Source organism: Desulforegulaceae bacterium (assembly GCA_034006035.1).
GTDB lineage: Bacteria > Desulfobacterota > Desulfobacteria > Desulfobacterales > JACKCP01 > JACKCP01.
Window position 1 is genome coordinate 109,464 of sequence record JAVETN010000005.1, and the last position, 24,816, is coordinate 134,279.

General features: G+C 33.0%; 22 protein-coding genes. 1 reads left to right on the forward strand and 21 read right to left on the reverse strand.

Annotation, left to right across the window (positions count from 1 at the left end):
• Together glpX and RBR53_05730 are read right to left on the reverse strand one after the other, a co-directional pair.
• Positions 1 to 990 (reverse strand): class II fructose-bisphosphatase, encoded by a 990-nt coding sequence (gene glpX, locus RBR53_05725; GenBank protein MDY0132150.1) that lies wholly within the window; start codon positions 988 to 990, stop codon positions 1 to 3.
• 15 nt (positions 991 to 1,005) lie between these two features.
• On the reverse strand, positions 1,006 to 1,731 hold the full coding sequence (locus RBR53_05730; protein MDY0132151.1) for an alpha/beta hydrolase: 726 nt from the start codon (positions 1,729 to 1,731) through the stop codon (positions 1,006 to 1,008).
• Positions 1,732 to 1,997: 266 nt separating this feature from the next.
• Between RBR53_05730 and RBR53_05735 the strand changes: the two genes are divergently transcribed.
• Positions 1,998 to 3,542, forward strand: coding sequence for a 2-isopropylmalate synthase (locus tag RBR53_05735; protein ID MDY0132152.1), 1,545 nt, complete (start codon positions 1,998 to 2,000; stop codon positions 3,540 to 3,542).
• 56 nt (positions 3,543 to 3,598) lie between these two features.
• Here the strand turns inward: RBR53_05735 and RBR53_05740 are convergent, their stop codons facing one another.
• The 19 genes from RBR53_05740 to RBR53_05830 all read right to left on the reverse strand — a co-directional run bounded on the left by RBR53_05740 (position 3,599) and on the right by RBR53_05830 (position 24,528).
• A complete protein-coding gene (locus tag RBR53_05740) occupies positions 3,599 to 3,925 on the reverse strand; it encodes an AzlD domain-containing protein (protein MDY0132153.1) in 327 nt (108 codons plus the stop codon).
• The gene (locus RBR53_05745; protein MDY0132154.1) at positions 3,915 to 4,634 is read right to left on the reverse strand and encodes an AzlC family ABC transporter permease; all 720 of its coding nucleotides are present in this window, start codon (positions 4,632 to 4,634) and stop codon (positions 3,915 to 3,917) included. Before RBR53_05745 ends, RBR53_05740 begins: the two co-directional genes overlap by 11 nt.
• A gap of 350 nt (positions 4,635 to 4,984) precedes the next feature.
• Positions 4,985 to 6,436, reverse strand: coding sequence for a potassium/proton antiporter (locus tag RBR53_05750; GenBank protein ID MDY0132155.1), 1,452 nt, complete (start codon positions 6,434 to 6,436; stop codon positions 4,985 to 4,987).
• 270 nt (positions 6,437 to 6,706) lie between these two features.
• Entirely contained in the window at positions 6,707 to 7,576 is an 870-nt protein-coding gene (speB, locus tag RBR53_05755; GenBank protein MDY0132156.1) for an agmatinase, read from the reverse strand.
• Positions 7,548 to 8,693 carry a carboxynorspermidine decarboxylase gene (nspC, locus tag RBR53_05760; protein MDY0132157.1) on the reverse strand — a complete coding sequence of 382 codons (1,146 nt, stop codon included), beginning with the start codon at positions 8,691 to 8,693 and terminating at the stop codon, positions 7,548 to 7,550. Before nspC ends, speB begins: the two co-directional genes overlap by 29 nt.
• On the reverse strand, positions 8,687 to 9,865 hold the full coding sequence (locus RBR53_05765) for a saccharopine dehydrogenase family protein (protein MDY0132158.1): 1,179 nt from the start codon (positions 9,863 to 9,865) through the stop codon (positions 8,687 to 8,689). The genes nspC and RBR53_05765 overlap by 7 nt, the downstream gene beginning before the upstream one ends.
• A gap of 108 nt (positions 9,866 to 9,973) precedes the next feature.
• On the reverse strand, positions 9,974 to 11,881 hold the full coding sequence (gene speA / locus RBR53_05770) for a biosynthetic arginine decarboxylase (GenBank protein MDY0132159.1): 1,908 nt from the start codon (positions 11,879 to 11,881) through the stop codon (positions 9,974 to 9,976).
• A gap of 201 nt (positions 11,882 to 12,082) precedes the next feature.
• The gene (locus tag RBR53_05775; protein ID MDY0132160.1) at positions 12,083 to 12,961 is read right to left on the reverse strand and encodes a metal ABC transporter permease; all 879 of its coding nucleotides are present in this window, start codon (positions 12,959 to 12,961) and stop codon (positions 12,083 to 12,085) included.
• On the reverse strand, positions 12,958 to 13,740 hold the full coding sequence (locus tag RBR53_05780; GenBank protein ID MDY0132161.1) for a metal ABC transporter ATP-binding protein: 783 nt from the start codon (positions 13,738 to 13,740) through the stop codon (positions 12,958 to 12,960). The genes RBR53_05775 and RBR53_05780 overlap by 4 nt, the downstream gene beginning before the upstream one ends.
• A gap of 90 nt (positions 13,741 to 13,830) precedes the next feature.
• A complete protein-coding gene (locus RBR53_05785) occupies positions 13,831 to 16,026 on the reverse strand; it encodes an adenylate/guanylate cyclase domain-containing protein (GenBank protein ID MDY0132162.1) in 2,196 nt (731 codons plus the stop codon).
• 6 nt (positions 16,027 to 16,032) lie between these two features.
• Positions 16,033 to 17,520 carry a FecR domain-containing protein gene (locus tag RBR53_05790; GenBank protein MDY0132163.1) on the reverse strand — a complete coding sequence of 496 codons (1,488 nt, stop codon included), beginning with the start codon at positions 17,518 to 17,520 and terminating at the stop codon, positions 16,033 to 16,035.
• Between the two features lie 14 nt (positions 17,521 to 17,534).
• Entirely contained in the window at positions 17,535 to 18,227 is a 693-nt protein-coding gene (locus RBR53_05795) for a DUF2860 family protein (protein MDY0132164.1), read from the reverse strand.
• 25 nt (positions 18,228 to 18,252) lie between these two features.
• Positions 18,253 to 18,873 (reverse strand): tetratricopeptide repeat protein, encoded by a 621-nt coding sequence (locus RBR53_05800; protein ID MDY0132165.1) that lies wholly within the window; start codon positions 18,871 to 18,873, stop codon positions 18,253 to 18,255.
• A gap of 89 nt (positions 18,874 to 18,962) precedes the next feature.
• A complete protein-coding gene (locus tag RBR53_05805; protein MDY0132166.1) occupies positions 18,963 to 20,648 on the reverse strand; it encodes a YgiQ family radical SAM protein in 1,686 nt (561 codons plus the stop codon).
• Positions 20,635 to 21,132 (reverse strand): hypothetical protein, encoded by a 498-nt coding sequence (locus RBR53_05810; protein ID MDY0132167.1) that lies wholly within the window; start codon positions 21,130 to 21,132, stop codon positions 20,635 to 20,637. Before RBR53_05810 ends, RBR53_05805 begins: the two co-directional genes overlap by 14 nt.
• A gap of 4 nt (positions 21,133 to 21,136) precedes the next feature.
• Positions 21,137 to 22,030: a hypothetical protein gene (locus RBR53_05815; protein ID MDY0132168.1), complete on the reverse strand. Its 894-nt coding sequence runs from the start codon at positions 22,028 to 22,030 to the stop codon at positions 21,137 to 21,139.
• Between the two features lie 5 nt (positions 22,031 to 22,035).
• Complete coding sequence (locus tag RBR53_05820; protein MDY0132169.1) at positions 22,036 to 22,404, reverse strand: hypothetical protein; 369 nt, start codon at positions 22,402 to 22,404, stop codon at positions 22,036 to 22,038.
• Positions 22,404 to 23,468 carry an acyl-CoA dehydrogenase family protein gene (locus tag RBR53_05825; protein MDY0132170.1) on the reverse strand — a complete coding sequence of 355 codons (1,065 nt, stop codon included), beginning with the start codon at positions 23,466 to 23,468 and terminating at the stop codon, positions 22,404 to 22,406. The genes RBR53_05820 and RBR53_05825 overlap by 1 nt, the downstream gene beginning before the upstream one ends.
• A gap of 142 nt (positions 23,469 to 23,610) precedes the next feature.
• Positions 23,611 to 24,528 (reverse strand): cysteine synthase family protein, encoded by a 918-nt coding sequence (locus tag RBR53_05830; protein ID MDY0132171.1) that lies wholly within the window; start codon positions 24,526 to 24,528, stop codon positions 23,611 to 23,613.
• Positions 24,529 to 24,816: the final 288 nt, after the last annotated feature.

Genomic DNA, 24,816 nt, shown 5'->3' on the forward strand with positions numbered 1-24,816 from the left:
TTATTTGCTTTCGTATTTAATTGAACTGAATTTCATAAGTTTTGTAAAATTGTGAATAGACTTTATATATCTGATCGTTCCTGTTCTTCCTCTTATTACAAGGGATTGAGTAACAGCACCTTTTCCTGTATAGGTTACTCCCGATAAAAAAGATCCCCCTGAAATTCCTGTAGCTGCAAAGAAAACATCATCACTTCTTACAAGATCATTTACATTTCTTACTTTTTTAAGATCTGCCCCTTCCTTTTGAAGAGCTTCAATTTCATCTTTGTTCTGGGGATCTAATCTCGTATAGATTTCTCCATTAAGTCCTTTAATAGCACAGGCTGCAAGAACTCCCTCTGGAGTTCCTCCTGTTCCCATCATCAGGTCTATTTCAGAGGCTGGATCAATTGCCATAAGTGCACCTGCAACATCACCGTCTGTATGAAGCTGAATTCTTGCACCTGCTTTTCTTATTCTTTCAATAAGTTCTTTGTGCCTTGGTTTGTCCAGTACAAAAACCATTAAATCTTCCACACTTTTTCCAAGGGCCTTTGCTATTTTTAAAAGATTATCTTCAACTGGAGCTTCAATATCTGCAACATCTTTAGCAGCTTCAGGAACAACAAGTTTTTCCATATAATAGCTTGAGCCAGGGGTAAACATAGTGCCTTCAGGCGACACTCCAACAACTGCTATAGCGTTTGGTCTACCATAGGCAAGAAGATTGGTTCCTTCAACAGGGTCAACTGCAACATCAACTGAAGGCCCATTTCCTGTTCCAAGAGTTTCACCATTGTAAAGCATTGGGGCTTTGTCTTTTTCGCCTTCCCCGATAATTACCCTTCCTTTAATACCTATTGAGTTAAAAGAAAGCCTCATGGCATCCACTGCAGCCTGATCTCCGTTTTCTTTTTCACCTTTTCCAAGCCATCTTGCTGAAGCAAGGGCGGCAGTTTCAGTAACTCTTACAAGATCAAGACCCAGATTATGTTGGGGATATTCCATAAAACACTCTCCATTTTAATTTAAATATTTAATAAACCAGTTTACTGATTCTTTTAACATAGTTTTTTGATCTTTTGGATTGGTTATCCTGTGATCTCCATTTTTAATTCTTAAAAGTTTTTTGTCATTATCAATTTTTGAGAAAAGAATTTCACCATTTTCAAAAGGTACAATCTCATCTTTATCTCCATGGATAACAAGAGTGTTTTTTACTTTATCAAGCTCAGCCAAAAGGTCAAAATCAATATTGTTTTTAAAAAAACTTTTTGAAAGCCCTGTTTCTTTCATTAAAATATCAATGCTTCCTGTAAAAGAATTTTCCATGGATTGTCCAATAATTGGAGAAGCAGCAAGAACCATGGAGTTGGGATTAATTTCCTTGGAGGAAAAAATACAGGTGGCTCCTCCCATACTGCTTCCAAAAAGTCCGATTTTTTTTATTGTAAATTTTGATTTAAGATAATCATAAGCCGATAAAATATCTTTTTTCCTTGTTAAGAGATTTGTTTTTTCAAGATTTCCCTCGCTTTTGCCACAGCCCCTGTGATTAAACCTTAAATAACCTATGTTAAATTTTGAAAGCTCGTCTGCCAAGGCAATTTGTTTTCTGCTTTTTGCATCGCTTAAAAGCCCATGAGAGCCTATAACAATAGAATTTGAAAAGTTTTTTGGGATATGAAGATATCCGTTTAATTTAAACTTGGCTGAATTAAAATAAATTTTTTTAAAATCTGAGGACATTATTTAACCTTTTTAAATTTATGGGTTCTATATAGATAAATTAATAAAAGTGATTATCATTAACATAAAATTGGACTTTTTATTTAAAAGAATACTATATAGAACATTTATTTTTAAAATTAAAGATGTGGAGGATAATTTGGTTTGTATAGGGTTTAAAACCGCGGGCAGAAAGATTTGTATAACCCCGCGGTCCATGCTCAGACTTTTTGGTTTAGAGATTTGATTTAACTAAAAATTAACAATTAAGCTGAAAAGGAAAAAAAATGAGCAACAATAGAATAATTATATTTGATACTACTCTAAGGGACGGGGAACAATCTCCCGGGGCAACTATGAATATTGCCGAAAAAGTAAGAATTGCAAACAGACTTGAAGAGCTTGGAGTAGATGTTATTGAAGCTGGGTTTCCAGCAGCATCTGACGGAGATTTTGAAGCAGTGTCAGAAATTGCAAAAAATTCAAAAAAAGCCCAGATTGCAGGACTTTGCAGGGCAAACAATTCTGACATAGAAAGAGCCTGGGAAGCTGTTAAGCACGCAAAATACCCAAGACTGCACACTTTTATTGCAACTTCAGATCTTCATATGAAATACAAACTTGAGATGGAACCTGAAAAAGTTCTTGAAAAAGCTGTTGAAGCAGTAAAATATGCCAAAACTTTTACTGATAATGTGGAGTTTTCAGCTGAGGATGGTTCAAGAAGTGATAAGGATTTCTTGTGCAGGGTGGTTGAAGCTGTAATAGATGCCGGTGCTACCACTGTAAATATTCCAGACACGGTTGGTTATGCACTTCCAGACGAATATGGAGCCCTTATCAGTTACATAATGGATAATGTAACAAATATTAGTAAAGCCGTAATAAGCGTTCATTGCCACAACGACCTTGGACTTGCCACTGCAAATACACTTTCAGCAGTCAAAGCCGGAGCAAGACAGGTTGAGGTTACAATAAACGGAATAGGGGAAAGAGCAGGAAACACCTCCCTGGAAGAATTTGTAATGACTCTTAATACAAGAACTGAAGATTTGGGCTATACTACAGGTATAGATACCACAAAAATTTATCCAACAAGCAGACTTGTGTCAATGATTACAGGAATTATGGTTCAGCCAAATAAAGCAATAGTTGGTGCAAACGCCTTTGCCCATGAATCTGGAATTCATCAAGACGGTATTTTGAAAAATCCCATGACCTATGAAATCATGAAGCCTGAAACAATAGGTTTAAGATCCAATAAAATGGTTTTGGGTAAGCATTCAGGAAAAGCTGCTGTAAAATCAAGGCTTGAATCCATGGGATATAAGCTTACAGATGATGAAATAGCTGTGGTTACAAAAGAATTTAAATCCCTTTGTGACAAGAAAAAGGAAATTCTTGATGAAGACCTTGAAGCCCTTGTAAATGAAGGTATTTTAAGAATTGAAGATGTTTATAAGCTTGAGTATATTCATGTTTCTACAGGAACTACAATCTTTCCTACAGCAAGTATAAAGCTTCTTGTAGAAGGAGTTGAAAAAATAGAATTCAGTGAAGGAACCGGCCCAATTGATGCAGTTTTCAATGCCATCTCAAAAATTACAGGAAAAAAGCCTGAACTTTTAAGATATTCAATTACAGCCCTTACAGGCGGTACAGATGCTCAGGGTGAAGTTACTGTAAGACTTAAAGATGAAAATGGGAAAATTGCACTTGGAAAAGGAGCTCATCCAGATATTCTTACAGCCAGTGCAAGGGCCTATATCAACGGTCTTAATAGACTTGTAAAGCTTAGCCTTTCGAGTGTAATTGAAAAAGTTGAAATTTAGATTTAAAATAAAAACATCAAGATTACCCTGGTTTTTTTACTGGGGTAATCTGATTTTTAAAAAAAACTTGTTCCTGCCCAATAAAAAAACATTCCTGAAACAAGTGTAATTCCAAGAGACTTTGTAAACCAGGCAATAATAAAACAAGGGATAAATGCTGCGGTTTCAGCTGAAACAAGACTAAATTCCTTGGTCTGGGGATTTACAAGAAGAGCAGGGAAAAGCAAAGCACTTAAAATTGATACAGGTATGAGTTCAAGCCATTCCACCATAGGTTTTGGAAGTTCTTTTTTTGAAAGATAAAACAAAGGAAACCATCTTGGAATGAAACTGACAATTCCCATTCCAGCAATCAGAAGAAAATACTGGGTATTACTCATCATTTTTAATTAACCTTTTTTTGATAATAACCCCAAGGGAGGCTGCAATAATGGAAGCAATTACTATGTATGAATTTCCTGGAAGAGTCATTGAAAGAAATACAGCTATAAGCCCTGAAATTACTGCCGAAACAAAATAAATTGAACCATTGAGCTGAAAAACCAGAAGGCAGATAAACATGGCAATTAGGGCATAGTCTATTCCAAAAGCTCCTTCGGGAATGAATTCTCCAAAATAACATCCTGCAAAAGTACTTAAAGCCCAGGCTGAGTAAGCAAATAAATTAACTGAAATTGATCGTCTTGGGCCCCAATCACCTTTTTTTAATTTTTGAATATTTACAGCAAAAGTTTCATCCACAATTCCATAGCTTAAAATTGCAAGTTTTTTTGATGAAACATTTTTTAAGTAAACTCCAAGTGATGAACTCATGAGAAGATGTCTTAAATTAATCATAAATACTGTCATTATAATTGAAATAGAGCCAGCACCTGCAGAAATCATGGAAACTGCAATAAATTGCCCGCTTCCTGCAAATACAAAAAGAGACATTGCAATCACCTGGAGGGGAGAAAGCATTGCTTTTTGGCCTAAGACTCCCAGGGCAATTCCAAGAGGAATATAGCCAACGCAAATTGGCCATACTGCACTAAATCCATCTTTAATATAGGCTTTGCCTTGTTTTTTTTCAATTTTAGCTGATAAATTCATAACTCATCTTTATGATTGTTTTAAAAACAAATTAATTTATGTTTAAATTTAAAAATTCAGAAATAGATAACTAACTATATTGATCAAATAAAATCAAGCTATCTTTTGTTCTTAGATAAACAAAAATTCTATCTATTTCATGTTTGGTCTAATTAAAATTTGAATCTCAAGAATAATTAAAGCTGTTAATCATCAAGGGAAAAACAATAAAGATTAGAACAGGCTGAAAATCAGGAGTTTGTTTTAGTGTCAAAAGATTTAAAATTATTTTTTATAAAAATCAGAAGATTGCAAGAGTTAAGTTTGATCCTGAATTTAACAAGTTTTAAGCCCAGCCTGGGTTTCTATTGTTATTCCAGCTCACATGTTTGTGAAACATTTAATTTGAGGTTGATCTCATCTATTTCAGCTGAATGAGCCAGGAGATAGATTATATCATGTGATTTTAACTTAACATTTCCTTTGGGCATGATAATTTTATCGTCTCTTACAATAGAAGTTATCAAAGCTTCAGCACCCAGGTTTAAATCAGCTATTTTTATATTTGCACTGGGAGCATCTTCTACAATATGTATTTCAAACATGTCTATATCACTTTTTGTGATTGAATGAAGTTCTACTGTATAAGGGCTTGTGGGTAAGGGTTTTTCAGCAAGTTTAAATATTTTTGACAGTATCCCAAGAGTTGAACCTTGAATTATACATGAGAGAAATACTGCAAAGAAGATAATATCAAAAACAATTCCGTTTTCATCAAGATTATAGGCGGAGGGATATGTGGCAAGAACGATGGGAACAGCTCCTTTTATTCCTCCCCAGCCTAAAAAAAGTTTTTCTTTGATAGAATATTTGAATGGAATTGTACAAAGAAAAATTGCAACCGGCCTTGCAATAAATATCATAATCAGAGCAATAATCACTCCTTCTTTCCATATATGAATAAATTTACTTGGAAAAGCAAGCAAACCAAGCATGAGAAACAATGAGAGGTTACACATAGTTGAAATACTTTCAAGGAAATTGCTTACCCCCCTTTTTGCTATAAAGTCACTGTTGCCAAGCCAGTAGCCCATAAAAAAGACAGCAATTATTCCATTTGCCTTTGCTAGCTCGGACAAGCCATAGGCAAGAAGAATTACACCTATTAAAAGTACATTGTAGTTTCCCCTGTTTTCAGATTTTAGATGGTCATAAAGAAAAACTGAAATTTTATAAACAGCAAATCCCACACCAGCTCCTCCAAGAAATTGCCAGATCAGGTGTAAAGCTGCGATAGTTGGGGATTGAATTTCTCCGATCATTATTTGAATAAATGTCATTGTTAACAAAATTGCCATGGGGTCGTTTGCCGCAGATTCCACATTTAATGTTGTTGAAATACGGGACTTGATGGGGTTTTGCTTGGTAAGCATAAGTACGGCTGCAGCATCTGTTGAGGAAATAATTGATGCGATCATCATTGAATGTATAAAATTAATTTTAAATGCAAAGTGAATAAATAGACCCAAAACAAGTGCAGTTAATCCAACTCCTAAAGTTGCAAGGGTAAGAGCTGGTCCAGCCACTGATTTAAAGCTGTTTTTTGATACTTGGAACCCTCCTCCAAAAATTATAAAAACCAGTAAAATATCTGCTATTCTTTTTGTTAGAACAGCATCATCAAAATAAAACAGATTTAATACATCACTTCCAACAACAATACCGATTATTATGAATATAATAAGAAGGGGAATTCCGTACTTGGCACTTATTTTAGTTGATAAAATTGATAAAATGATTAAAGCAGAAAAGAAAATTACCATGTATGCAAATCCAATTGAAAAAATAAAGGTCGTTTACCAGCTTTTTAGCTGTTGAATGGTTTTTACCAATCGCTAAATTAAAAGGTTTGTTCCAGTGAAAGGCAAATCCAAAAAGTAAATATAATAATAAATTATTCCATTGGTTAGCAAATTAAATTAAAAAAGTCATTATTTTAAAAAAACAATTATTTTATTTTTTTTAAGAGAGGAGCTTTAGTTTTGATGGTTTCTGAGTGTTTTTTAATAAGTTTTTAAATTAATTAATCCAGGCTAAATCATCCCCATGATTTGATAGATAAGTCTTGCACAGGTAAATTCAGGAAAGTGAAGGTTTTGAATAGGAGACAGCTCAACAATATCAAATCCGATTATTTTTTTTTCTTTTGAAATTTTTTTTATGATTTCAAGGGTTTCATACCACATAAGCCCGCCTGGTTCAGGAGTTCCTGTTGAAGGCATTATGGATGGATCAAGACCGTCTACATCAATTGTAAGGTAAATTTCTTCAGGGAACTTTTTTGGAAGAATTATATCAGGGATATTTTTGTTTAGTTCTTTTGCATCAAGATATTTTATGTTTTTTTCTTTTCTAAGTTCAACTTCATAGGGCGAAAGGCTTCTTACTCCAAGCTGAAAGATATCAAGTCCAAAATCTAAGGCTCTTTTCATTACACAGGCATGACTGAATTTACTTTCTTCATAAGTGTCGCGAAGATCTGCATGGGCATCTATTTGAACTATTCCGGGTTTTTTGCCGTTTTTCATAAAAGAATTGAACGCTCCTACTGAAACAGTGTGTTCTCCTCCAAGAATTACAGGGATTTTAAAAAGTTTAAGAGTTTTGGATATGGCTTGATCCATAAGTTTAAAAAGATCTTTGTGGTTATCTGCAAACAAAGGGGAATGGGTATAAATACCTTTGGCTGAGGGATTGGAGTATCCGTCAAACACTTCAAGCTGTGAAGATGCTTCAAGTATTTTTAAAGGGCCGTTTTTTGTTCCTCCTCCGTATGACACGGTTTTTTCATAGGGAACAGGAATAATATGGAAAAACGCATTTTCAGGTGAAACTTTGCCTATTTCATCTTCAAGAAAACAAGGATAACTTGCTTTATGATAGTCTTGATTTAAAGTCTTCATATCCAAATTCTTTTATAAGCTGAATGCTTTTTGTTTCTGGGTCATAAATATTAATATCAGGCAAACCTATTCCGTTAAATGTGTTTGTCTTTACCATTGTATAATGGGCCATGTCGGTAAATATCACTTTTGAACCCGGCTTGAGCTGATAATCAAAACTGTATTCTCCAATAACATCTCCAGCTAGACATGAAAGCCCTGCCAGTCTATATGAGTGCTTTTTTATGCTATTAAAATCAGAATCTATGGCAAAAGGTCTATAGGGCATTTCCATTATATCAGGCATATGAGCAGCTGCTGAAGTATCAAGAACAGCAATTTTCATATCACTTCCCTTAATTACATCCAAAACAGTTGAAACCATAAAGCCTGTATTCAAGGCAACTGCCTCGCCTGGTTCAAGATAAATTTCAAGGTTATATTTTTTTTTAAAATCAATTATTGTCTTGCAAAGAAGATTAATATCATAATCATTTCTTGTAATATGATGTCCTCCCCCAAAATTTACCCATTTCATTTTATCAAAATATTTGCCAAATTTTTCTTCAAAAGCATTTAATACAGTAATAAAAGGGTGAACATTTTGTTCGCAAAGACAATGAAAATGAAGACCGTCTATACCTTCTAAATTATTTTCTTCAAAATTTTCAATTCTTACTCCAAGCCTTGAGCCAGGAGCTGAAGGATCATAAATTGGTACAGAGCCCACAGATTTTTCAGGGTTTACTCTAATTCCAAAGGAAAGGTCTTTATTAATTTGTTTTGCTTTATCAATAAATTTGTTTTTTTGGGCAAAAGAATTAAAAATTAAATGGTCACTGTATTTTGAAATTTTTAAAATATCAGATTCAGAAAAACCAGCAGCATAGGAATGCACCTCGCCTTTAAATTCTTCATGTCCAAGCCTTGCTTCGTTTGGGGAACTTGCACAGGTTCCGTTTAAATATTTTGAAATTAAAGGAGCAAAGGAAAACATGGCAAAGCTTTTTAAGGCAAGAAGAATTTTTGCTCCTGTTTCTTGTTTAACTTTTTTAAGAATTTCAAGATTTTTTATTAAAAGGCCTTTGTCTACAACAAAGGCCGGAGTTTTTAATTTTTCAGGGTCAAAATTTAACATATATCATATTTCCATGGTAACCCGTATTTGTTCAAATCTTCCATAAAAGGATCAGGATCCATTTGTTCCATGTTAAATACTCCTTTTCCTCTCCATTTTTTTTCTAAAATCATTTTGGCTCCTATCATTGCAGGAACCCCTGTAGTATATGAAATTGCCTGGGATTCAACTTCTTTGAAACACTCTTCGTGATCGCAGATATTGTAAATATAAACGGTTTTGTTTTTTCCGTCTTTTTTCCCTTTTATAAGACAGCCTATGCAGGTTTTACCTTTTGTTGTTTTTCCAAGGCTTCCGGGATCTGGTAAAACAGCTTTTAAAAACTGCAATGGTACAATTTCAACTCCATTGTATTTTACAGGCTCAATTGAAGTCATTCCAACATTTTGCAAAACTTCAAGGTGGTTTAAATAATTATCTGAAAATGTCATCCAAAACCTTGCTTCTTTTATTGACGGAATATGTTTTACAAGGGACTCAAGCTCTTCGTGATACATCAGGTATATTTTTTTCTCTCCTATGTTTCCAGGAAAATCAAAAGTTTTTGATTCTGAAAGAGGAGGGGTTTCAACCCAGTTACCGTCTTTATAAAATTTCCCTTTAGCAGTGACTTCTCTTATATTTATTTCAGGGTTGAAGTTTGTGGCAAAAGGATGGCCATGGTCTCCAGCGTTACAGTCAATTATATCAAGGATTTCAATTTCATCTAAAAGGTGTTTGTTTACATAAGCTGTAAAAACATTGGTAACTCCTGGATCAAATCCACTTCCAAGAAGAGCCATTATTCCTTTTTCCTTAAATCTTTCATGATAGTCCCATTGCCATTTATAGCAGAATTTTGCCTCATCCTTTGGCTCGTAGTTTGCTGTATCAAGGTAGTCGGTTCCTGTTTCAAGGCAGGCGTCCATTATGGGAAGGTCCTGGTAGGGCAGGGCGACATTTATTACAAGTTCAGGCTTAAAAGATCTTATCAGATCTGCAACCTGCTTTGAATCATCAGCGTCAACCTGGGCTGTTTTGATTGGAGTTTTTGTTTTTTTTGCAATTTCATCGCATTTAGACTTTGTTCTGCTGGCTAGACAAATATCAGAAAACACTTCGGGAAGCATTGCACATTTTTTTGCAACAACGTTTCCAACGCCTCCGGCACCGATTATAAGAACTTTTGACATTGAAGAGGTCTCCTTGTTTTAGATGAATTTAATCATTGTAAATTTCTTGAGTATAAATTGTATTAAAACTTAAAATTCAGGTTGTATTTTTAAGATGAATAAATTTAATTAATATTCATAATATGTATAGCCTCTTAAACCTCTTTCATAGGCTTTTACAATATTAAATCTTTCCTTGACGCTGATTTGTCCAAGTTTAACTGACTCTTCAGCACTTTCTCTAAATCTTCCCAAAAGACTTTTTGAGTTATATCCAACTGTGGCTAGAACGCTTTGGACTGTATCCCCTTCGATTTCTTTGGTGAAATCATAGCTTCCATCCTCGTTTACTCTTATGCTTACAACATTGGTATCTCCAAAAAGATTGTGAAGATCCCCAAGGGTTTCCTGATAGGCGCCCACAAGGAAAACTCCAAGATAATAAGGTTTTGAAAAGTCCAGTTCATGGAGAAGAATGGATCTTTTTATTCCATGGATATCAATAAATTTATCAATTTTACCGTCACAATCACAGGTTATGTCTGCAACTGTGGCATATCTTTTGGGTTCTTCATCAAGTCTTTGAAGGGGCATTATGGGGAAAAGATGATCTATTGCCCATGAATCTGGAATTGATTGAAAGACTGAGAAATTTCCATAATAAATATCAGCCAGAGCAGAATCAAGATCTTGAAGTTCTTTTGGAATATGCTTAAGTTTTTTTGAATTTTTGACAATAGTTGAAATTATATGCCAAAAAATTGTTTCTCCAATGGCTCTTTCCCTTAGATTAATATCTCCGTGCTTGAATTTTATTCTTAGTTCGTCTCTATAATAAATTGCGTCGTTAAAGCACTCCTGGATATTTTTAAGTGAAATTGAATGCAAAACCTCAATAAGGTTGTCAATAACTTCAGGTTTGTTTTGATCAAGTTCATCAAGAAAAGGTTGAGGGTCAAAAGTTGTGGTGTCAAGAATGTTAAATAAAAGAACAGAGTAGTAGGCAACAGTTGCCCTTCCTGATTCTGTTATAATTATTGGATGCTCAACTCCTTTTTCATCCATTACATTCATCACACTTTCAATTATATCGGCACAATATTCCTCAATGGTATAGTTTCTGCTGTTTGAAAAGTTTGTATGGGAGCCGTCATAGTCAACTGCAAGACCTCCACCCAGGTCAAAATATTTCATATTTGCACCTTCATCAACCAGGCCTGTATAAATTCTGCAGGCTTCCATTACAGAATTTCTTATATCCCTGATATTGGGGATTTGGGATCCAAGATGATAGTGAAGAAGCTGAATTGTATCAAGCATGTTTTCTTCTTTTAAAACATCTATTGTCTGGACCACCTGGCTTATATTCAGTCCAAATATGCTTCTGTCCCCTCCTGATTCTGTCCAATGTCCTCCGGCTTTTGAAGAAAGTTTTATTCTTACCCCTAAAAGAGGCTTTATTCCAAGTTCTTTGGAGCGTTTTATTATAATGTCAAGTTCGCCGGGCATTTCAATTACAATAAAGCATTTAAATCCCATTTGTCTGGCGTAAAGGGCAAGATCAATAAATTCTTCATCTTTATAACCATTGCAGATAAGACAAGCTTCCTTTGACTTCATATATGCAAGAGCTGCTATAAGCTCAGCTTTTGATCCAGCTTCAAGGCCGTGGTGATTTTCAATTCCAAAGTTTGTAATTTCTTTTAAAACCTGTTTTTGCTGGTTTACTTTTATTGGATAAACCCCTCTATAACAGCCTTTGTATCCAAGCTCGTCAATTGCTTTTTTAAAACTTTTGTGAAGATATTTGAGCTGGGCATCAAGAATGTTTTGAATTCTTAAAAGCACAGGCATATCAAAACCTCTTTGGATTATTCCCTGAATAACTTCGGGAATACTGACTGCAACGCTTTTATCTTCAAGAGGAGTTATTACAACCTCACCCTTTGCGTTTATTCCAAAGTATTTTGCACCCCAATTGTCTATACCGAAAAGATCAGCAGACTTTTCTGTTGTCCATCTTTCAAGTGTATTCAATTTGTTTTTCTCCTTCGGCACTGATTCATGCTGACAATTAATAAAAAACTGACTTTATTTTCAGTGAATTTAAGAATTAATCTTCAAATATGCTAAAAGCTAAAATTTAGATTTTTATAATAAATAAAATAAAACTAGGATTTTATATAATTCTTACTTAATAAACTCTATTGGCAAATAAAAAGGGAAGTGTCAAAATAATTAATCTTTATTTTTAAATAAATTTCCTAAATATTGAATAATAAAGTTTTTTGAGGTTAAAAATAAAATAGAAAAATAAAAAACTCCGGCAGTAAGAATTATTGCAGGCCCTCCTGGAAGGTCGTATTTAAAACTTATCCCTATTCCTGAAATTACAAAAAATGCTGATAAAACAATACTTAAAATACTCATTGAAAAGAAGTTTTTTGAAAGTCTTGATGCTGAAGCAGGGGGAAGGGTAAGCATTGCTATTATCATTATAATTCCCACTATTCTTATCATGAGAACAATTGTAAGGGCAGTCATTATTAAAAGCATGAGATTGTAAATATCTGTTCTCACACCCCTTATTTTTAGAAATTCTTCATCAAAAGATGCTGCTATAAGTTTGTTTTGAAATAAAAATGCTGTAAAACAAATTAAAGATGAAAATAGAGCAATTACAATTAAATCAGTTTTTGTTACCATTAATATATTCCCGAAAAGATAGGACATAGGATCAATATATCCTGGAGTAAGAGCAATAAATATAATCCCTCCAGCCATTCCTGTTGCCCATACCGCACCAAGAAGAGAATCAAGCCTTTCCTTTGAATACTTTTCAGCAAACCAGATTAACACTGCTGAAAAAATTGAAGCTGCAACAGCTCCTGAATAGGGGGTAATCCAGGGGATATTGAATTTTGCTGAAATAAAAAGGGCAAATCCTATCCCTCCAAGTACTGAATGTGAAATTGCACCTGCCATATAGCTTATTCTTTTTACCACAATATAGCTTCCTGTTATTCCAAAGGCAAAAGATGAAAAAATTCCTGCAAGAAGTGAATATTTTAAAAAAACAAGGGTTGGGTCACTAAAAACTTCTACCAGAAAATTCATCTTATATGTCCTTTGTCTGAACATCTATGGTCATGTCTTATGAGCTGAATTGAGGAAGAATTGTATGTTTCTTGAATTGTCTTGCCGGAAAGTTTGTTTGTAGGATGAATAACAAGGGTTTTGTTTATGCAAAATACTGAGGTTACAATTTCAGACACAAAGCCCATATCATGGGAAACCATTACTATTGTTTTATTCTTTTTTTCATTTAAATCTTTTAAAAGGGAAATAAAATTATCTTCTGTTTCATAGTCTACATTTGCAGTTGGCTCATCAAGGACAAGAATTTCAGGGTCTGAAATAAGAGCTCTTGCAATGAGAACTCTTTGTTTTTGTCCACCTGAAAGAGCATAAAAAGGTTTTTCTATTAAATTTTCCATTTTTACCTTGGCAAGGGCTTTTTTGCATTTTATTTTATCGTTTTTTGAATACCAGCCAAAGATTGAGGTAAGGTTTTTTTTGCCCAAAATCCCCATTAAAACAACATTTTTAACTGAAATTGGAAAAGAATTGTCATAATGAACGCTTTGGGGCATATAGCCAATTTTTTCTCCGTTTTCTCCGGGAGATGAACCAAAAATTTCTATTTTTCCTTTATCAGGTTTTAAAATGCCTGAAATAAGTTTAAGTAAAGTGGTTTTTCCCCCTCCATTAGGTCCTACAATACATACAATTTCTTTTTTAAAAATTTCAAAATTAATGTTTTCAAGTATTGGAGTTGAGTTGGGTAAATAGGAATAACTTACATCCTTAAATTTAATTATTTGATCTTTCTTCATTTTTTTACCTTAGTTGTTTGTAAAAACATTTTGTATAGTCTGAATTAAATGATTTTACTTTTGCCGTATGTAAAGGCAAGTTTTGCCAGGCTATTTTGTTTGAAACTCAAATACTCCATCCCAGGTGTTTAAGGGAGTATTTTTTAGTTTTTCTATTCTTTCAAGATATAGTTCATAAATAAAAAAACTGTCTTTGTGTTTTAATTTTTTTATAATTTCTTCTGCTTTAGTAAAATTGCCATTATGGTAATTTTTTAAAGCCAAATTAAAAGTTTTTACCTTATCTTCAGTTTCAGGGTCAAAGGGTAAAATAGAAATTGGTTCATAAATTTCAACTGGTTTGGTTTTTCCCTTAACCTTAACCCAATCTGTTTTTCTTGTAAGAATTTCATCTTTAACAAGATTGTTTGTATTTTCAGTAATAAGAATATTTGCTGAATAAAATTTTGTAAGACCTTCAACCCTTGAGGCAAGATTTACATTGTCACCAATTGCAGTATAGTCAAACCTGTCATTACTTCCAAAATTACCTATTCTTGCTTCACCAGAATTTATTCCTATTCCAAGTTTTATAAATGGAAAGTTTTTCTTTTCCCATTCCTTGTTAAGTATTTCAACTCCTTTAAGTATTTTCATTGCTGAAACAACACTGTCCATTCCATGGTTTTCATTTTCAAGGGGAGCTCCCCAAAAAGCCATTACAGCATCTCCAATAAATTTGTCCACCACTCCTTTGTTGCTTTGTATTATTTCGCTTATTTTTGAAAAATACAGATTTAAAAGCTGACCCAATTCATGGGGGGCAAGCTTTTCAGATATTGTAGTAAAACTTCTTATATCTCCAAACATAATAGAAATTGTTTTAGTTTCTCCTGAAAGGGAAAGTTTGTCAGGATGTTTTATAAGTTGATTTACAATTTCTGGAGAAACATAATGTGAAAATGCAGTTTGAATGAATTTTTTTTCCTTTTCCCTGAAAAAATAATTGGAAATTATAACTGCCATGGAAAGGGTTCCAAGGGAAGAAACAGGAAAAGAAAATCCTGCTATTAAATTGTTTTTAAAGAGGAAAAAATAATTTAGAAGAAAAATTCCACAGATATTTATAATTGTAATAATTGCTGCTGAAATAGGCCCTGAAAAAAGAAGAAGAATTGTTGTAAAAATTCCCAAGGGTACCAAAATCATATAGGAAACAGCAGTTTCAGTAAATTTATCAAAATTCATAAAATCTTTGTTTAAAAGATTGTCAATTATATTTGCATGGATTTCAACTCCTGGGCATGTTCCTGAAAAAGGAGTTGCTTTAAGATCAAGAAGTCCTGCTGCAGAAGTTCCTATAAGTACAATTTTATTTTTAAGATTTATATTGGGTTTGTCATTTAAAATATCTGAAGCTGAAAAATAATTATAAGAAAAGGGTTTTCCTTTGAAATTTATAAACATTTGGGCATCAATATCTGTTTTTATAAAGTCATTGCCTGAATATAATCCAAGAATTGCGTGTTTTGATCCTGATTTTTGGTTTGAGGGCTTGATAACAAATGAGTCAGAATCTTTGGAAAGCCTGTAAAGTTCAAGTGCTAGAGAAGGGTAGGGCAGGTTGTTGTACATTATAAAAAGAGGCACTTTTTTTACTGCCCCTGATGATTCAGGAAAAACATTTATAAATCCTTCTGTTACAGAAGTTGATAATTCAGGGATGTTTAATATAAGATTTTTTGCCTGATTTATATTGAGCTCACTGAATTTTACATTTTCTAAATCAATTTTTATTGATGCTGATGAAAAAGGGAAACCGTTGTTTCTATTGGTTTTTTTAAAATCAAACATATAACCCATTACAAGATTTGACTGGGCAATCTGGGCTCCAAGAATTTGGTCATAGTCTGGGAGATTGTTTTTGTTTAAATCTTTTATCTCAAACTTTTCAAGAATAGTTGCAGGTGAGGTTCTGTCTTTTTCAGGAAAAAAAATATCAAGGCCTATAACCTTGGCTTCTTTTGAATCTATTTTTTCTATAAGACCGGCTAGGATATTTCTTGACCAGGGCCATTGGCCGATTTCTTTTAAGCTTTTTTCATCTAAATCAATAATTGCAATTTGTTTAGATGGGGGAAGCTCTCCTCTTATTCTGAACATTAGGTTGGTTATTTCAAAATCAAGGGTTTTAAATATGGAATTTGTTGTTGAGGCGTAAAAATGAAACACTAGAACAGATGAAATTATAACAACAATCCCTGCTAAAGCAGGGATTGATTTTTGAAAATTGATTTTACGGCTCATTTATGCTTATCTTTTTCCTTGGAAAGTACCGATGTATCTGCCCGTACTGTGTTCAGCATTAAAATTACCTCCCACTGCTTCTGCATTGGGACCAAAGAAACTGCCGTTTAGGTTCCCATGGAAAGAATTGTTAGAAGAGGTGTCAAGGATTTCGCTTGCATTTATTCTTGATTCTTTAATTTGTCCTTCATACTTAAAAGTCAAGTCATTTGTAGGTTTTATTTCAGCCTTGATCTCAAGAGTGTCTGGATAAACATCCATTGAAAACCTTCCGTTTCGCAAATCTTTTTTTTCATTGAAGTTTTTAATTAAAATTGTATTTGTAGTGCCTTCATAATTAAGAGTTGTACCCTTGTTTTTAAGCTCACCCATTACAGTTTCAATATTTTCTGTAGGCTGGCCAGCTATGAAAAAACCTTTAGCAGGATTGGGCGTGTGGGTTTCTTCTCCGTAACCTTCATGATTATACGAAGCTTTCCAATTACCCCAGGTGAGATATTCATTTTTACCCTCAAAATTAAACTTTGTGTCTGTTATTGAAGGATTATCTATGTTTCCAGAAATTGTATTGTTTTTTTCATCAAAATCAATTGATAATTCTTCTGCAACTTCTTCGAAATAAACTTCATTGTCCATTTGACTTTCAATTATACCAGCAACAAATCCATTTAATTTTTTTATTTCGCCTGGTTGTTCTTCAATAAATTTATCAGCTGTATTTTTTTGATTTTTATCCGAAGCAATTTCTGTAAAGCCAATTTGATTTGGCTGGGAAACTAAATTTCTGTCGTCTATAGCTAATTGGGGGGTTTTAGTTTCTATTGGTTGATAAATATCAAGGCTTTGTTTGCTTAAGGGAGCAGTAATTTCTGAAGCCTCAGCAGTGTATTTAAACTCAGCTATTTCTTTTTCTGTAAATTTTCTTGGAGTTTCAATTTGTTTTGTATCACCTGAAATATTTGTTCCAAAACCAGGTTTTACAAGAGCTGTACTTCCAAAGGAAGTTGTGATGTCAATTCCTTTTCCACCAAGAAAAACAATATTTAAATTGTTTTTCTCAACTTTGAAAGCAAAGATTGACCCTCTGATTCCAATGCTTGCAACAGGGGTTTTGATTTTAAAATTTTTAGGAGCTGTATTTACAATTTTACCACCCATTATATGGAAAAGACCTTCTTTTGCTTCTGCTTCAAATCTTTGCTCATCATTTTCCCATTTAAAGTTTTTTACAATCATAATACTTTCAGGTCCCATACTTGCAATTGTTTCATCCTTAAAAAGTATTTGAAGCCTTGAGTTTTTTTCTGTTTCAACCCTATCATTTAAAAAAATTTCACTATTTATTGTGAGCTGGTTTGAAGCTTGATTGTTAAAAGAAACAGCTTTCCCTCTTAAAGCTGCAATTTTCCCAACAGAGGCATAAACATTGGAAAAAAGAGGCATTATCAGAATAAATAAAATTAGACTTTTTATAAAAACAATTGATTTTCTCATTTTTCAGCCCTCATTTAAAAGCTTAGTTTTACATAAGCTGTGGTTTTGTTTTTCTTATAATCATAAATGTCAGCGTTTGAATTATTGTTTATGAAAAGGTGTGAAATTCCAAGATAGGTGGATATTGTTTTTTCCTGATTTTGATAAACCATCCATTTTGCATCTCCTGATAAAAAATGGACTTTGTCTTCTCTTCTTTTAAGGAATAAAGGCTCTTCGTCCTCATAATCAGACTTTTGGAATCTATAAAATCCGGAAAAAGATAATTTGGAAAAAGGAAGCCAGAATAAACCCATTCCTCCAGAATATCTTTTAAATGAGTAAATATCAGAGTCTGCGTTTTCTTTGGAATAACCAAGAAAAGGAGTGATAAGAAAGTTTTGAATTCCTTTTGTCCATGAAACTCCAAGCCCTGAATTTGAGCCATCTTTTGAGTCATAGTCATCTTCATAGAAATTTTTTGTATGTGAAATTCCAAAATTCAATCGGCTTGAGTCTGAGATTGTTTTTTTAAGAGTAAGTCTTGTTCCTGCTGTATTTAAATAAGAATCGTTGTCAATGCTTATATGCTGGGCAATAAAAGATATATCAAGGGATAGATCTGAAGAAATTCTAAAGTTGGGTGTAAATCCAAGATTTATATAATTAAAATCTTGTTCATCTTCCGTATCATAAATGTTTTTTTGATAGAAAAAATCTGTTCTCATATGATTTAAAACTTGATTGTCTGTGTTATATATAGGCAAATTCAGCAGAGGTAGTAAAAAAATAATCTGAACCTTTTCCCCCAACATTCATTGGAAGGTTGTTAAAAACAGGAATTTCAATTGTCTTATCCGAAGAGGTTGCCCTTGGGTTGTCATCATATCCATATCCAACTTCAACAGATCCTGAAAAAATATGTTTTTTCTCTCTTGAATCAATTGCTTTTATAAAAAGGCGGATATTTTCCTTAACATCTTCAGGAGGGTTTTCGTTTAAAACTTCATTAAAAATTCTTTTTGCTTCCTGATAGGAGCCAAGAGCCATATAAGATCTTGCCATTTCAAGCTTGACCCTTGAAAGATTGGGTTGAGAAATAAGCATTCTTTGATAAGCAAAAACAGCTTCTTCATATTTTTTGGTCTCAAAAGCAGATCTTCCAAGATAAAAGTTTATTGTTTCATTCCCGGGGTTTTTTAAAAAAAGATCTTTAAAAATTTGATAAGAGTTTTCAAAATTTCCTGTTGAGAAATGTTCTTTACCAATTTCAACCCTGCTGTTCAGATCAACCCTGGTTTCTGAAGCATAGGATAAGAAAGGGTGGGATAAAAGGATTACTAAAGGAATCAGCTTAAAAAGTAATTTTACCATTTTCTTCAGCCTTATTTTTATAAATTGTTAAATTAAATACCAATTGTTGTAACAAATTATCTTCTCAGTCAATTGTAAATCAACTTATTTCATCTTATTATTATTTGTTTTTGGTTTTCTTTTCCTCTTAAATTTTGCTCAACATAAATTTCATTATTATCAATATCTTTTTTAGTATAATACATCATTGTTGATATTGTTGACGGTGTTGGAGTAAAAATTTGTATTTGTCTTGGGTTATGCCTTAGTATATTTATACAGAATTTTTTTAAGTTTATCATCTCTTTTTTTGAGCATCCAGGGTGGGCTGCAATAAAATAATAACTAAGAAAAATTTTTTTGTTTTTTGAAAGATGGTCGAAAACTGACTTAAATTTTTTCAAAACCTCTGAAGAAGGTTTCCCCATAAGAGATAAAACCTTGTCATCGCAGTGCTCTGGTGCAATTTTAAGCTGACCTGAAATGTTTTTATCAATTATTTTTTTTAAATATTTTTCACCGTAGTTTTTATCTTTTAAAATCATGTCATACCTGATTCCTGAAGAAATAAAGACTTTTTTTACATTTTTTATATTTTCAGCTCTTTGGATAAGATCAATTTGTCTTTTATGGCTGGGTTTCAGGCTTGGGCAAACTGAAGGAAAAAGGCAGCTTTTATCTAGGCAGGAACCCAGCTTTAGTTTTTTTTGACATTCAAATCCATACATATTGGCAGTGGGGCCTCCAAGGTCTGTAATATAACCTTTAAATGTCTTCATTTTGGTTATGTTTTCCACTTCTTTTAAAATTGATTCTTCGCTTCTTGAGACAATAGTCGTTCCTTGATGAACAGCAATTGCACAAAAATTGCATTCCCCATAACAGCCTCTATGGGTTGTAATCGAGTGGTTTATTGTTTCAACAGCACTGACCCCACCTTTTTTTAAATCAAAGGGGTGAACTTTTCTTGTAAATGGAAGTTCATAAACCTCATCAAGTTCTTTTTGGGTAAGATTTAGAGCCGGAGGATTTAAAACAAGGTATCTGTCATTGTGTTTTTGAACCATTCCTTTGGCTGAGATGGGATCTTTGTTTTCATAAAATTTTAAAAACATTTCCCTGAATTTATCTTTAGACTTTGACACTTCTTCGTAGGAAGGAATGGTTTCATAATTTTTTGGTATTGTTTTTGATATATATGCCAGACCCCTTATATTATGGGGAGAGGTTTTGTTTTTAAGGTGGTTTGCAAGTTCAATGGTTGATTTTTCACCCATTCCAAATAAAAGATAATCTGCCTTTGAATCAAAAAGAACAGAGCGCCTTAATTTTTTTGAAATAAAATCAAAATGACTTATTCTTCTTAAACTTGCTTCAATTCCTCCAAGGACAATGGGGGCAGAGTTTTTAAAATATCTTTGAATAAGGTTTGTGTATTTTATTGTGGCAAGGTCAGGGCGTTTATTGTTTATTCCCCCGGGAGTTAGATCATCTTTATTTCTTTTTTTACCTGATGCAGTGTAGTTTGAAACCATTGAATCCATGGCTCCTGCTGTTACTCCCCAAAAAAGATTTGGCTGGCCAAGCCTTTTTATATCTTTATCATTATTTGTTTCTGGTTGAGAAATGATCCCTACTTTAAATCCTTTTGATAAAAGAACTCTTCCAATAATTGTAGAGCCGATAAATGGGGAATCTAAGTGGGCATCTCCTGTTACAATTATTACATTCAGGTTGTCCCAGCCCCTTTTTTGCACTTCTTCAGGAGTTGAAGGTATGAAATCAGAAATGTTCAATTTTTTCCTTTTTAATCCGGATTTCTCCGGTATCTAGATATTTGATCTTTAAAGTTTCATTTGATTTAAGCTTTTCAGATTGAATTTTAATAGCCTTTGAAAATCTTTCTTTGAAATGATTAAAATCTATATTTTTTTTATTGTTTTTTGCGGTATAGAAATTGTAGATATCTTTTATTTCTTGGTCACTAAAAATTTTTTTTCTTTTGTTTTCAAAGTTTAAAAATTTTTGTCTCCAAATTTTTTCATGAATTCTCAATGACTCCATAAGATTATCAAGAAAATACTGGACTTCTTTATTGGGATATGAATGGACTGAGTTTTCAAATTTTCTTACTTCTTCCACAAAGGATTCTTGTCCTGGATGGGGGTATTTTTTCTTGTCAGAGAGATAAAGAGTTATTTTAGTGTCTATTTCATTCATCTTTTTTTTATATAAATGGATTTTATCCATTATTAAATTATCTTTTTTTTCAATAATCATAGTTTTACCCGATTAAATAAAAAATCAAAGGAAGAATTAAAAGTCCTCCAAAGGCTGATAATGAAACTGCTGAGGCTGCAAATTCGTTGTCTAAATCCTTTAAAACTGAAAAAGTTATTGTATTATATCCAATGGGTGAAGATGCACATATTAAAATACAAGCTTTTATTAAAGGATCTATTTCAAAAAAAGACAATATTAAATAAGCGGCTGCAAAACCTCCAGCCATTCTGGAAAATATGGTTGAAAATAAAAATAAAGAAAATTTTCCTCTTAAATTAAATTTAACCCCTATGGCAATCATTATCAGCGGAAGTACCATTTGGGAAATAAACTGGAAATAGTTTAAAATCGGTTTTCCAAGTTCAATATTAAATAAATTTAAGGCAGAAACAATTATTATTGAAATAAGTGGAGGATTTTTTAAAAAATTAAGAAAGTCTTTTGGTTTGATTTTTTCACTGGCGGAAAATCTTCCCGCTATAAAATATGTAAATGTGAAAACAAAAAAAGCATTTCCAATATCAAAAATAAGTGCAGGAATAATTGCGGAAGGCCCGTAAAAAGCTTCAATAAATGGCAGGCAAAACCCTGTGTTCATTATCATGGCTCCACAGACTGCCGACCCTTTTGTTTTTGTTTCAGGTTTTAATAAAAATGAAAATAAAAGAGTTAGAAGACCTGAAAAGCAAAGCACAAATACCGCTGTAAAGGGAAGAAAAATTAACTCTTTTTCAATAATTGAATTGTGAAATGAGCTTAGAACAAGTGCTGGAATTCCTGCATAAAATATAAGCTTTAAAATAAAATCCGCATCTTTTGAGGAAACTATTTTTAATTGTTTTAAAACCATCCCTGTGAAAAAAGTCAGGATAACAGGGAGAATTCCCGAAAACATTGGGATTATAATCCGATTCTTGAAAGAATTCTTTCAGCTTCCCTTACACTGAATGCAGTTTCAATTTGGTATCCAGGCCAGACAATGCTCTTTTTTTCATAGCAAAAGATTTTGAGTCCGTTGTTTTCAATAACCCTTACCGCCAGTCTTACTCCGGCATCCCACAAGGTTTCCTGAATTGATTGCATAAAATAATGATCACAATCGCTGAATTTAAATCCTCTTAAGTCAGAAATGCAGGTAAAGCCTTGTTTTAAATAACGAACATAATATTCTGTTTGATCTATGGCCAGGCTGCAATCTTGTTTTTCGGCCATCCCCCCCAGGTAGAGATAAAGCCTGTTTTTTTCTTCGTTGATCTTGGCACTAAACATTATAAACTCTCGCTTTCGGCAAGTTTTACAAGTTTTGTCCAGGCAGATTTAAAAGCAATTTTGCCTGAACTTGAAAGGTCTTCCAAAATTTCTTTTTCTGTATTTTCAAAGTCAAGTTCAAATTTTAAAGCTAGGTTATTAAGCCTTTCAATTAAAGATTTAAAATGATCTCTTAAAAACAGATGAATGAATTCAGTTGTGTTTTTATTGTTTTCAAGCTCTATACATGCTTTTTCACAGAGGAAATCAAGTGTTTTAACTGAGGCAATAATTGCTCCTGATTCATATAAAAAATCTTTGTTGTCAATATCTTTATTTTTTTTGAGAACAGAATGTATAAGATATTCAAAGACGCCTAAAATTGGTCCTGCCATTAAAATATCTTCATATTTTCTAAAAGACATTACTATTTCATCATAGGCTTTGTCAATTTTACCCAAAATTTCTTTTTCATTTGTTTCAAAGTTTGTGAACTTAATTGAGCCATGGGGGCAATCTTTGAAAAAAGGGAGATTTTCAATTGGTTCAATCAATACATTTGTATTGTCTGAGGGAACAAAAAAGGCAGAGTAGTTTTTTCTTTCATCAACAGAAGTTATAGCAATAACTATTGAGTAATCACAAATAGGGGCATTGGTGGTAAAAGTTTTTTCTCCGTTGAGAACATATAGGCTGTTGTTTTTTACTGCTGATGATTTTAGGTACTTAGGGTGGGGGCCTGCTTTGGGTTCTGAAACAGCAAATGAAAAAACAAGCCCTTTTTCAATTGAACTTTTAAGATACTTTTCTTTTTGCTCATCATTTCCATAAATGGAAATAATTTTTAAAATAAGCATGTTTATAAGAATTGAAAGTGAAATTCCAAGGTTGGCAGTTTCTTTGGTAAGAGCTTTGGTGAATTTGTAGATATCCTGAAATTCTCCGCCAATTCCTCCGAAATCTTTATTAACAGCATATTTTGAACAATAATTTAAAAAAATATGATTAAAAAAAACCTTTTGGTTTTTATCTTTTGTTTCAAAAAAACTATTAATTTCCTGGGATAATTTTAAAATTTCTTTCATAATATTCTGTTCCTGAAAAACTCCAACTTTAATTGTTTTTGTTTTTTAAAATAATCAATTACCTTTGATTGATTTTTTAGCACAAAAACAGTGTTTTGTCTGCTAAAACGTTAATCTTTGGTTTTATAGATTGTAAGCAAAATCATGGAGGGCATTTAGCACAAACACTTCTAAACACTTCTGTTGATAGGTATCTGTCTCCCCGGTCAGGAAGAAGAACAACAATTGTTGAGCCTTTTGCCATATCTTTTGCTGCTTCCATTGCACCCCAAAGTGCGGCACCGCTACTTATTCCGCAAAAAATTCCTTCACAAAGAGCAAGCTCCCTTACTGTATTAAATGCATCCCTGTCACTACAAAAAATTTTATGATCAAGCAAAGAGGGATTATATATTTCTGGAACAATTGCTTCTTCCATATTTTTAAGGCCCTGGATTCTGTGACCTATTTGGGGTTCAATCCCAAGTACTTTTGTTTTTAAATTGTTGTCTTTAAAATATTTTGAACATCCCATCAATGTTCCTGTAGTTCCCATTCCAGCTACAAAAAGATCAGCTTCACCTTTTGTCTGTTCATTGATTTCAGGCCCTGTTGAATAAAAATGAGCCATATAGTTTGCTTCATTTTTAAATTGATTGGGCATATAATACTTGTCTGGGTAGGATTCAAGAATATGATTGGCTCTTGCTATTGCCCCGTCTGTTTTTTCACTTCCAGGGGTAAGCTCAAGTTCTGCTCCCATTGCAATCAGAATGGATCTTCTTTCAGTGCTGACACAGGCCGGCATGATTAGTTTTATGGAAAAACCCATTGCTCTTGCAACCATAGCCATCCCGATTCCTGTATTTCCTGAGGTGGGTTCAAGTATGGTTTTTTCTTTTGTAAGAAGTCCGCTTTCATAAGCTTTTTGTATCATATAGAATGCAGGCCTGTCTTTTACAGAGCCTCCTGGATTTGAACCTTCAAGTTTTACAAGAATTTTTATTCCTGTCTTTTCAGTACTCCAGATATTTGTTAACTCCACTATAGGCGTGTTACCTATGGCATTAAGAATACTCATAAAGTTCTTTCAAATTTAAGTATTATAAATTTACATTTGATATGCTAAACTTTTATTTTTTTGAATCTGTGAAAAAATAAAAGCTTAGCCTGGTTAATTTACATTTAAGAAACCTATATAACAAATTTGCTTATTAAGTAAATTGTTTAGTTTTTACCATGATTTTCTATTGTTTTATAGAGAGTTTTTAAGCTAGGAGCTAAGTGTTTTTAGGATAATAAAATAAGATTTTTAAATCTAGTGTTTTTTCACTTTAAAACTAAGTTTAATTTTATCTGATTTTTGATT